Genomic DNA, 9,249 nt, shown 5'->3' with positions numbered 1-9,249 from the left:
CTGCCTCCTATCGCGTTGGATAGTTGAAGTAGTGGCGAGAAATGAGGGCAAAGAGGCCCATCATCAGCGTCGAGATAACCAGGTAGATAGCGGTCACCGTGAAATAGACTTCGAAGCTGCGGAACGTGTCAGACTCAATGCGCTGAGCGGCCGAGGTCAGTTCGTAGGCGGCGATTGAGGTGCAGACAGACGTTGTCAGTGTCAGCATGATGAACTGGCTTGTGAGCGAGGGATAAATCGCCCGCAGCGCTGGCTTGAGCACGATGAGCCGGAAGACGTCCGCCTTGTGCAGACCAAGTGCGAAACCTGCCTCGATCTGGCCGCGCGACACGCTCTCGACCCCGCCTCGGATGATCTCGATTGCGTACGCCCCACCGTTGATGCCAAGGGCAATGATCGCCGTAACGGTCGGATTAAGGCGTATGCCCATGAGAGGAAGGGCAAAATATATGAAGAATATCTGCACCAGGAATGGTGTATTACGCACGACCTCGACGAAGACGATAACGGGAGTGCGTGCGATCTCGCTCTTGGAAGTCCTTGCAACAACGCCCAGGATTCCGATGACGAGCGCGAGGAGCATCCCAGCCAACGCAAGGCCAAGCGTTGCAAGCGAACCCCATAGCAATTCCGGGGCGCGGTCAAGGACCGCACCGAAATCAAACGTATAAGTCATGTAAGACTTCCTCCCTCCGACCGGCCTACGCCGCGTCGGCGCCGGATCAATGATCCGGTTTCAAAATCCCCAGTGCGCTGTCATGCAGATGTTTTAGATGTGCCTCCGGGTCCACCGGCCCGACGAGTGGCACTTCAACCGAGACAGCAGCGCCGTATTCGGTTGCCGCCCAGAGGTCCTTCAACGGCAATTCGCCTTCTCCAGGAGCGAGCCTGCCGCTTCTCGCCTCGGCGATCATTGCGTCCGTTGTTTTGGGAGCAGGCCCGCGGACGTCGCAAAGCTGGATGTGTTTCACCTTCCCTGCATTTGTGCGAAGCTCGTCGATCGAGGCGTCGTTTCGGAAGAAGTGAATCCCGTCAACGAGGGCACCGGCGTTCTCTGCTCCGCAGGAATTCACGACCGCTATGCTGTCCCGAAAGGTTCTTACCGTCCGCCAGCCCATGTTTTCGATGTCGACTGACATGCCATATCGCGCCGCGAGGGCGCAAAACGCAGAAAAGTTTGCGGCAAGCCGGCCGCCGTCTCGATCATCGCCGCAAACACTCAGCCGGCGCGCCCCTATGTTCGCAGCGGCTGCCACGGTCGCCTCGTGGGAGGCCGCAACGAAGCTCTCGTCGATCACGAAGAACTCGATATCGAACACCTTGATGCCTTCGCCATCAGCGATTGTCTTGAACTCTTGGGCACACTGGCTGCCCACCGGCAACTCGTAGCAAGGGGCTCCGGGAAAGGCGGGGTGCAGACGCAGACCTATCGACGCAAAACCCGCCCGAGCAGCTATCACGGCGAATTCGTTGGGCGGCAGCGCGATGGATGAGAAATGCGCCACGCCCAGTTCAAGGCCCGGCCTTGGCGTCGCGACGGTCATCACAAGATCCCCTTTGTCGCGAGGTGATTGCGCAGATTGGTTCCCGTGCGGTGGATATGCTGACGCAACATGTCGCACGAATAGTCCAGATCCCGCGCGACGGCTCCCTGAGCAATCTCACTGTGCTCCTGGCTGACGTTGCGGTCACCCGACGTGCGGGTCAGAAACACCCGGCGATAGCGGTCGTTGAGATTAAGAAGCAATCTGCAGAAATGGAGCAGGATCGGCTTCCCGCAGCCAGATATGAGTGTCAGATGAAATTCGCGGTGGAGTTCTTCCCAGCGCTCCAGTGTCTCTGGCCGAGCCGCGTCACGTTCGGTGCGGTTAAGGCGATGCAGCGCGCGCATGACGTTGCCCTCCCACTCCACATCGCCGAGCCGCATGGACTCGCGAAGCGCGAAGACTTCAAACTCTTCGCGCAGGGTGGTGATCTCTTCCAGATTGGCCAAGGAAATTGATGAGACGCGGTAGCCGCGATTGTCCTCGAACTCCACTAGACCGTCCGATATCAGCCGCGCCAACCCTTCACGCAGCGGACTGAGGCTTACGTTGAACGTCTTGCGCGCCTTGTCGAGATTGATCTTGCTGCCGGCCTGAAGCTCGCCGGAGATGATCGCCTCACGAAGGCGGGATGCAAGCTGGCTCCCAATTGTGTTTTTGCCGTCGTCAAGAAAGCCAGAAGACGATGGAGCATCTTCTGTCGTCGGAGCAAATGCGCCGTCGTCATCCGGTACCATTGTTCCTCCCAAGGCTCCCCCGAACTAATTGTCGATGATCGATATAATAAACGATTATTCCTGTCAACTTGAGCGCGCTGAAATCTGCAAAAAATCAAGCCTTAGCTTTTTTGTGCGATTAATGTGTAATGAAATCAACGCGTAGCATGCTGCTGCGCTGTTTCTCTCGGCTTATTGGCGCCGCGATAATGTACGGCGACCTTGACAGATAATCGATTATTTTGGTAGCCGGGCATCGGGAGGTAGCCCACATGGTGATCAAAACTGAAAGCGATCTGACGCCAGCCGTCCTTGCTGTGATGAATCGCACTGAAGACCCCCGCCTGCGAGAAATCCTCGTGGCGATGGTCAAGCATCTTCATGCCTTCGTGCGCGAGGTTCGACTGACGGAGGTCGAGTTTCGGGAGGCGACAGCCATACTGAATGAGATCGGGAAGCTGCACACGGATCACCACAACGAGTTTGTGCTGATGGCCGGTTCTCTTGGCGTGTCTTCACTTGTCTGCCTCCTGAACAATGGTGACAGAGGACAGACTGAGACATCCCAGTCGCTGCTGGGCCCATTCTGGCGCCTCAACTCTCCGCGAGTCGAAAATGGCGGGACGATTATCCGATCCGAGACGCCGGGCACTCCCTTGTTCGTGCATGCCAGGGTCGTTGACCGCGACGGTAAGCCAATTGCCGGCGCGGAAGTGGATGTGTGGCATGCATCTCCCGTCGGTCTTTATGAAAACCAGGACCCGGACCAGGCCGAGATGAACTTGCGCGGCAAATTCATGACCGACGAGCAAGGTCGGTTCTGGTTCAGGACCGTCAAGATGGTCGGGTATCCCATACCGGTCGATGGCGTGGTCGGACGCCTGCTCAAAGCTCAGGGACGCCATCCGTACCGACCGGCGCACCTGCACGCACTGATCTTCAGGCACGGATACAAGACGCTGATTTCCCAGGTCTTCGACCCCAGCGACCCGAACATCGACTCCGATGTTCAGTTCGGTGTCACGGCAGCCCTGACCGGCGACTTCATTCGCCATGAGGAGCCCCATCCGACCGAAACGGATATTCCTGGTCCGTGGTTCTCGCTCGACTACACCTATGTCATGGAACCCGGCGAAGCCGTTTTGCCGCGTCCCCCGATCAAATAAATCACGATCAGCAGAGCAAACGACATGATCACCGAAGAAGAACGCCGGGCCGCGGCAGACGCGCTGCTCAAAGCTGAAATCGAGCGCAAGCCGATCATACAGCCTAGCAAGACCTACCCGAACCTCGAACTCGAGGACGCCTACCGGATTCAGGCTTTATGGGCGGAGGCGAGGGTCGCCAAGGGCGCACGGATCGTTGGGCATAAGATCGGCCTGACGTCACGCGCAATGCAGATGGCTTCGAAGATGACGGAGCCGGACTACGGCTGCATTCTCGACGATGCGCTTTACAACGACGGAGCGCAGATCAGGGCTGACTTGTTTATCAGGCCGCGCCTCGAGGTCGAACTGGCCTTTGTTATGGGTGAGGATCTCGTGGGGCCTGGCACCAGGATCTATGACGTCATGCGTGCGACCGAGTTCGTTGTCCCGGCGCTCGAGATTATCGACTACCGGACCGAAGTCCCTCGAGCGATCACCGATACCATTGCGGACAACGCGGCTTTCGGCGCCCTCGTCGTTGGCGGCCGTATAATTCGCCCGATGGATATTGATATCCGTTGGGTCGGAGCGACTCTTTCCAAGAACGGCATTATCGAGGAGTCGGGCGTGTCGGCGGCGATCATGGGACATCCGGCAGCCGGCATCGCATGGCTGGTCAACAAACTTCATGCTGTGGGCGGTGGCCTGAAGAAGGGACAAATAGTCCTGGCCGGCTCCTTCACGCGTCCTGTCGATATCGCGAGAGGTGATGTCATTCAGGCCGACTACGGCCCTGTTGGCTCCCTCGGCGTGTCGTTCGTGTGAGGTGCTGGGATGGAACATCCTGTCAATCGTTTCAAGCAGAAGCTCCTTGCTGGTCAAAGTCAGATCGGCCTGTGGTGTGGCCTCCCTGGAAACTACGCCGCGGAAATCGTCGCGCCTTCAGGTTTCGACTGGCTCCTGTTCGACACGGAACATTCTCCGGGTGACGTTCTGACCGTTCTGCCGCAATTGCAAGCGGTCGCACCATACGACGTTTCCCCCGTCGTCCGCCCGGCCATCAACGACCCCGTTCTCATCAAACGTTTCCTGGATATTGGCGTTCAGACACTGCTCATTCCCTACGTTCAGAACGCGGAAGAGGCGAAAGCCGCAGTCGCGGCGGTGCGATATCCTCCGGATGGAATTCGTGGTGTTTCCGCCCTGACGCGTGCCACTCGTTTCGGGCGAGTTGCGAACTATGCGCAAAATGCAGAACGGGAAATTTGCCTGTTGCTGCAAGTTGAGACGCGGGAAGCGCTTGGCAACCTCGAGTCGATTGCCTCGGTAGAGGGAGTGGACGGCGTATTCGTAGGACCGGCAGACCTGGCAGCGAGTTTCGGACACAGAGGCCAACCGAGCCACCCGGAGGTGGTCGATGCAATCGTCGACGCGATCGAACGCCTGAAAGCGTTGGGCAAGCCTGCAGGCATTCTTACCCCGGATGAGAAGTTCGCGGCCCGGTGCATCTCACTAGGAACACTATTTACTGCCGTTGGTGTCGATGTCGCTGTTCTGGCAAGGGGATCGGAAGCACTCGCGGCACGATTTGCATCGCAAGGAGCGTACTGCGATGCCGGAACGTGATGAACTCCTCACTGAAATCGCACCGACGGGAGTCATCAGAGCGGCGGTCAACATGTCGAATGCCGCAGTTGTCCAACTCGATCCAGTGACAGGCTCTCTAGCAGGGCCGAGCGCGCAGATCGCGATCGCTCTTGCCGCAGAACTCGACTGCAGTTTGTCGCTGGTTCGATATGGATCGGCTGCCGACATTCTTGCGGCTGCCGAAGGCAACGAGTGGGACGTTGCATTCATTGCTTCCGATCCGTCACGTGCCGACAGGTTCTCCTTCTCGCCCCCCTATATGACGGTGACCGCCAGCTTTCTGGTGTCAAACAGTAGCCCCTTAGGTAGCGTGGGGCATGTCGACGTCGAAGGGGTGCGCATCGCCGCCGCCAGAACCGCTGCGTATACAAAGCAGCTTGAGCGACGGATTAGAAATGCAATCCTCCTCCATACCGAAAGTCCCGTCTCCGCCCTGGACATGCTTGTATCCTCCCAGTGCGATGCGGCTGCCGGCTTGACCGAGTCCCTGTCACGTTTCTGCGAAGAGAATCCAGGCTTCCGCGTTGTCGAGGGGATGTTCTCGAAAGTGCCTCAGGCGATCGCCGTGCATCGGAGGTGCGTTCGCGCTTCAACCTTCCTGTCAGACTTCATCCAGCAGCATCGCAGTGCGGGTAAGCCGAGCAAGTGAGAACTGCAGATTTTGCGCTGTCACCTGTGCATTTCTAAGCTCGGTTTCGGGCCTCTGTATCTCGGTTGCACTCACCGCACCTGCCTTGCTCAGAGCCCTGCCCGCAGTCAGTTGTTCCGTAAGAGTCGCAATGGTCTTCTGCTGGAGACCGAAGCCTACTTTAACGGCATCGATCTGCTTGGCCACGGCAGCCGCGCGTTCGGTCAGCTCCGCGCCTTTGGCATTGACCTGGGCGCTTATCGCTTCGATGCGGTGCCGCAGCTCTTGTTCCGCGACCTGCAGGCGTCCCAGCTCTGTTTCGGCAGTGGGTTTCCCAATCGATGTACATCAGGACATCACCCCGCTTCACGGCTTGGCCTTCGCGCACGGCGACGCGCTGCACTCGACCCGGCCTGGGTGCATTGATCCGGGAGATTTGTGGCTCGGCTGTGAGAAACCCGACGGCTTGTTCCCGACGTGAAAAGTTCGCAGTAAGTAGGAATATTGCCAAGCCAATCGTGGCGGCGATAAACAACCAGCAAACATTGTCCCGGGCCAGTGTTTACGCCATTGGCTATTCGGGGTCGGTCAAAGATGGCTACGTGTTTGACGTCAGCGATCTCGTTTAAAGATCAACTCGTACCCGGACAATGCAAGTGCGATCACCACGAACATCGTGAGGAACGTCTTGTAGTCCGGGATTTCCGGTCGTTCCAGGAACAACGGCATTATCAGGGCAAGTAGCCCGCAAACGACCAGGGACGTCATCACGGAATTGATCAGGGGTTTTGCGATATTGTTCATGATCTGATTCCCGTTAGACCTTGGCGTCTCCGGCGATATCGTCAAATTCTCCGTCGTCGAGCGGAATACTGTAATACTGATCATGCAGGACATCAGCCATGAAAGTCTCCACCGAAAATCTGATCAATCGATCAGACCCAGAAACCGTTCTGCTTGAGAACGGCCCAGCCAGCGCATCCGACGTTATCGCAATTTTTGCGGGTGGCAATAGGAGAGGGCGTCCGCAATGCGAGCAATGCTCGAAATTTTCATTGCAACGAAATATGGCATTTTGAGCCCACTTAAATCTATGGGTGCTACCACATTCTGCATCGGCACGCTCTTTGCGAAGATCGTAATCTGAGAAGCAACGATCCCGCCATGGCACAGCGTACCCATGATGGGGGCGCAACTCGCGCTTCCCCTTCGAATTTTGCAAGGATAAACGTCACTGATCTCAGCCCGGCCGAGGCCGCGTCCAGGGTTACGACTGAAACGGCCTCATCAGCTATCCTTTTGGCAGCCCTGCAGTGACCAAGTCGCTCACCTGTCTGTCCAGAACGTTATCCTCGAAAAAAGTGAGCTGTCTCCATTTTTCCGCAGTCGAGCTCGGATCAAGCTCAAGAGCTTTCTTCATCTGGCTCTTGGCTTCGTCGATCTTCCCCAGGTTGACAGCGTTGATCGATCTGACAAGAGGGATGCCCGCAAACCAGTCTCCCAGCGTCTTCATAGCTTCATCCGATTCCTGATACCTGCCACCGGCTGTCAGCACGAAACCCTTCAAGAACCTAAGGAGCGCATTGGCTGGATCATTCCTGATGCCGAAGTCTGCCCACGATACGGCCTTGTCGTAATCCCCTGCTGAGGCCGCGACTTCGGCCAGTGTGCCAACCAAAAAGGCGTCGTTCGGTGCCAAGGCGATTGCCGCTTCGGCCTCCCTCAGGGCATTCTCGGGCTCGCGCTCAACGAGATTGGCGTATGCGAGCAACCAGTGTCCCATTTTCCGCTCCAGGGGCGAGAGATTGCCGCTCGACATGCCCTCCTTTGGCTTCAGCCGGATCGGTCGGGCCGCGGATAGGCCGCGATGCGCTCATCAAGAATCGCACGGAGAATGACGTTCAGCGTGGCGTCCATGCAGCCGCCACCCTCGTGCGTAACGAAGGAGCCGGACGGATTGAATTGGGTCGGCGGTGAGCTCGGCGATGGCCACACAGCGATCTGCTCTACTGTCGCCGTAGAAGGAGACGTTGTCCATTTCGGGCGCTCGCTTCAAACGTGTGCACCAGGTAGCCCGAGCCCGTTGCCTCAGGTGCTCCAATCAAAGTGCCTCTGTCTCAAGCTCGGTAGCATTAGAAATTGCTCATCTGAACAGTTTGCCCGTGCATGTTTCCGCAGCGATCTTGCCAACCTACAGCACCTCGCCGCCCTTCACGCCCCAGTGCCCGGCTCCTCAGGCAGCGGACAGCAAGCATCGTTGCAAAGCATGTTGTTAATATCTCCTTCCGGTTGCATTTCCTAGTAGACAGATCGGGGGCAGAGCGATTGATTGCTTTTGTAAGAACCCAGGGGCAATCGGGGCTATCAACATGAACCTAAGAATATTTTCGGCGCTGACCGTGATGGTTGCGGTGTCAGGTTGCGGATCCATCACCCGCGGAACCACGGAAAACGTAACCATTACATCGTCACCCAGTGATGCAAGTATAAGTACTTCTACAGGAAAGTACTGCCCTCGTTCTCCATGCACGGTCGAAGTCAATCGTCGCACGGAGTTCACCGCATATGCTGAGAAAGATGGTTACAAAAAGGGATCGATCGAGATCAGGACAAAAGTAGTCGGCGCGGGTGCTGCCGGATTTGCTGGAAATGTTTTGATTGGCGGCGTCATCGGAATGGGTGTGGACGCAGCGACTGGGGCGGCGTTGGACCATTACCCCAACCCTGCGCATATCGAACTGGTCCCGCTGGGAAAGCGTGCTCCCGAGAAGGCGGTCAAACCAAAAAGGCGGAAACACACGAGCACGGCTAAGCCATCCGTATAGGTTCACGCTCTTCAGCGAACACAGGCCCGCCGGTCCTGACCGGCGGGCCTGTCGAGCGCCCCGCCATACCCTCTCCTCGCAGCATGCTCGTTGCCTGCCATTCATCCGGCGTTCAGGGCCGATCTTCGAAACCGAGCGCTCAAAGATGCGTTGATCCGGCACCACGAGAATGACGAAGGAGCCCGACCATGAAGATCATGACGATAGCAGCGGCGACCGGCGTGGCTATCGCGCTCAGTGCCGGCAACGCATCGGCCGACCCTTGGAAAGACGAAAGCGGGCACGGACGCTGGCGTGGGTATCATGACGGGCCACGGTACGAGCAAGGAGCATACAAGGAAGAGTATCGCCGCGGTCGCTGCAAGATCGAGCGGAAATGGGACGACGACGAGTACAGGGAAGAGATCAAGTGCAAGCGCGGGGCGCGGCCTTTCTACGGTTAGTACCCGTACTGAGTGACGCTCGCGCGGCTGCCGTTTCGGTCCGGTTTCCCGCATCCGGAACTCCATCGCGGCTGACCCGTTCTCCTTGTGGCGAAAGGAGAAGGCGATGAGCACCAAGGACACCAATGCGACTCCGGAACAGGCGGAACCAGCCGACGTTCGCCAGCCGGCAAACCGGAAGAAGCACCGCGACGAGGAGTCGATCGCACCGCCAACCGTCCAGCCGCCAGGGGCAAAGGACACAAGTGAGAAACCCGAAGTGAATCCGGTCACCGGAGGCGCGCTCTAGCGCTCGCCG

13 protein-coding genes are annotated in these 9,249 nt (G+C 57.9%); 8 read left to right on the top strand and 5 right to left on the bottom strand.

Annotation, left to right across the window (positions count from 1 at the left end):
* Nucleotides 1–7: 7 nt before the first annotated feature.
* From SINAR_RS0113455 to SINAR_RS0113445, 3 genes are read right to left on the bottom strand one after another with little or no spacing between them, the layout of a single operon-like run.
* Nucleotides 8–676: an amino acid ABC transporter permease gene (locus SINAR_RS0113455; protein WP_027999575.1), complete on the bottom strand. Its 669-nt coding sequence runs from the start codon at nucleotides 674–676 to the stop codon at nucleotides 8–10.
* 46 nt (nucleotides 677–722) lie between these two features.
* Entirely contained in the window at nucleotides 723–1,544 is an 822-nt protein-coding gene (locus tag SINAR_RS0113450) for a sugar phosphate isomerase/epimerase family protein (protein WP_027999574.1), read from the bottom strand.
* Nucleotides 1,544–2,281 (bottom strand): GntR family transcriptional regulator, encoded by a 738-nt coding sequence (locus SINAR_RS0113445; RefSeq protein ID WP_014766263.1) that lies wholly within the window; start codon nucleotides 2,279–2,281, stop codon nucleotides 1,544–1,546. The genes SINAR_RS0113450 and SINAR_RS0113445 overlap by 1 nt, the downstream gene beginning before the upstream one ends.
* Before the next feature lie 251 nt (nucleotides 2,282–2,532).
* On the opposite strand from SINAR_RS0113445, the gene SINAR_RS0113440 reads away from it, so the two are divergent.
* Genes SINAR_RS0113440 through SINAR_RS0113425 form a run of 4 tightly spaced genes read left to right on the top strand, consistent with a single transcriptional unit; the run spans nucleotide 2,533 to nucleotide 5,704 of the window.
* Nucleotides 2,533–3,426, top strand: a complete 894-nt coding sequence (locus SINAR_RS0113440; protein ID WP_027999573.1) for an intradiol ring-cleavage dioxygenase — start codon at nucleotides 2,533–2,535, stop codon at nucleotides 3,424–3,426.
* Nucleotides 3,427–3,450: 24 nt separating this feature from the next.
* Nucleotides 3,451–4,233, top strand: a complete 783-nt coding sequence (locus SINAR_RS0113435) for a fumarylacetoacetate hydrolase family protein (RefSeq protein WP_027999572.1) — start codon at nucleotides 3,451–3,453, stop codon at nucleotides 4,231–4,233.
* Nucleotides 4,234–4,242: 9 nt separating this feature from the next.
* Nucleotides 4,243–5,034, top strand: coding sequence for a 4-hydroxy-2-oxoheptanedioate aldolase (hpaI, locus tag SINAR_RS0113430; RefSeq protein WP_027999571.1), 792 nt, complete (start codon nucleotides 4,243–4,245; stop codon nucleotides 5,032–5,034).
* Nucleotides 5,021–5,704 (top strand): transporter substrate-binding domain-containing protein, encoded by a 684-nt coding sequence (locus SINAR_RS0113425; protein ID WP_027999570.1) that lies wholly within the window; start codon nucleotides 5,021–5,023, stop codon nucleotides 5,702–5,704. The genes hpaI and SINAR_RS0113425 overlap by 14 nt, the downstream gene beginning before the upstream one ends.
* 591 nt (nucleotides 5,705–6,295) lie before the next feature.
* Here the strand turns inward: SINAR_RS0113425 and SINAR_RS0113420 are convergent.
* Nucleotides 6,296–6,487 carry a hypothetical protein gene (locus tag SINAR_RS0113420; RefSeq protein WP_027999569.1) on the bottom strand — a complete coding sequence of 64 codons (192 nt, stop codon included), beginning with the start codon at nucleotides 6,485–6,487 and terminating at the stop codon, nucleotides 6,296–6,298.
* 98 nt (nucleotides 6,488–6,585) lie between these two features.
* Here SINAR_RS0113420 and SINAR_RS1000000137190 point away from each other — a divergent pair, with 98 nt between their 5' ends.
* On the top strand, nucleotides 6,586–6,762 hold the full coding sequence (locus SINAR_RS1000000137190) for a hypothetical protein (protein WP_158500198.1): 177 nt from the start codon (nucleotides 6,586–6,588) through the stop codon (nucleotides 6,760–6,762).
* A gap of 212 nt (nucleotides 6,763–6,974) precedes the next feature.
* Here the strand turns inward: SINAR_RS1000000137190 and SINAR_RS0113405 are convergent, their stop codons facing one another.
* Nucleotides 6,975–7,502, bottom strand: coding sequence for a tetratricopeptide repeat protein (locus SINAR_RS0113405; protein ID WP_027999568.1), 528 nt, complete (start codon nucleotides 7,500–7,502; stop codon nucleotides 6,975–6,977).
* 550 nt (nucleotides 7,503–8,052) lie between these two features.
* On the opposite strand from SINAR_RS0113405, the gene SINAR_RS1000000135340 reads away from it, so the two are divergent.
* The 3 genes from SINAR_RS1000000135340 (at nucleotide 8,053) to SINAR_RS0113390 (ending at nucleotide 9,240) form a co-directional block, all read left to right on the top strand.
* Entirely contained in the window at nucleotides 8,053–8,508 is a 456-nt protein-coding gene (locus tag SINAR_RS1000000135340; protein ID WP_084617398.1) for a translation initiation factor 2, read from the top strand.
* Between the two features lie 188 nt (nucleotides 8,509–8,696).
* On the top strand, nucleotides 8,697–8,951 hold the full coding sequence (locus tag SINAR_RS0113395) for a hypothetical protein (RefSeq protein ID WP_027999567.1): 255 nt from the start codon (nucleotides 8,697–8,699) through the stop codon (nucleotides 8,949–8,951).
* Nucleotides 8,952–9,057: 106 nt separating this feature from the next.
* The gene (locus SINAR_RS0113390) at nucleotides 9,058–9,240 is read left to right on the top strand and encodes a hypothetical protein (RefSeq protein ID WP_027999566.1); all 183 of its coding nucleotides are present in this window, start codon (nucleotides 9,058–9,060) and stop codon (nucleotides 9,238–9,240) included.
* The last annotated feature ends 9 nt before the right edge of the window (nucleotides 9,241–9,249 follow it).

The sequence above is a fragment of the Sinorhizobium arboris LMG 14919 genome (assembly GCF_000427465.1).
Lineage (GTDB): Bacteria > Pseudomonadota > Alphaproteobacteria > Rhizobiales > Rhizobiaceae > Sinorhizobium > Sinorhizobium arboris.
Note: the sequence above shows the minus strand (reverse complement) of the source record. Positions and strands in the feature narration are given on the sequence as shown.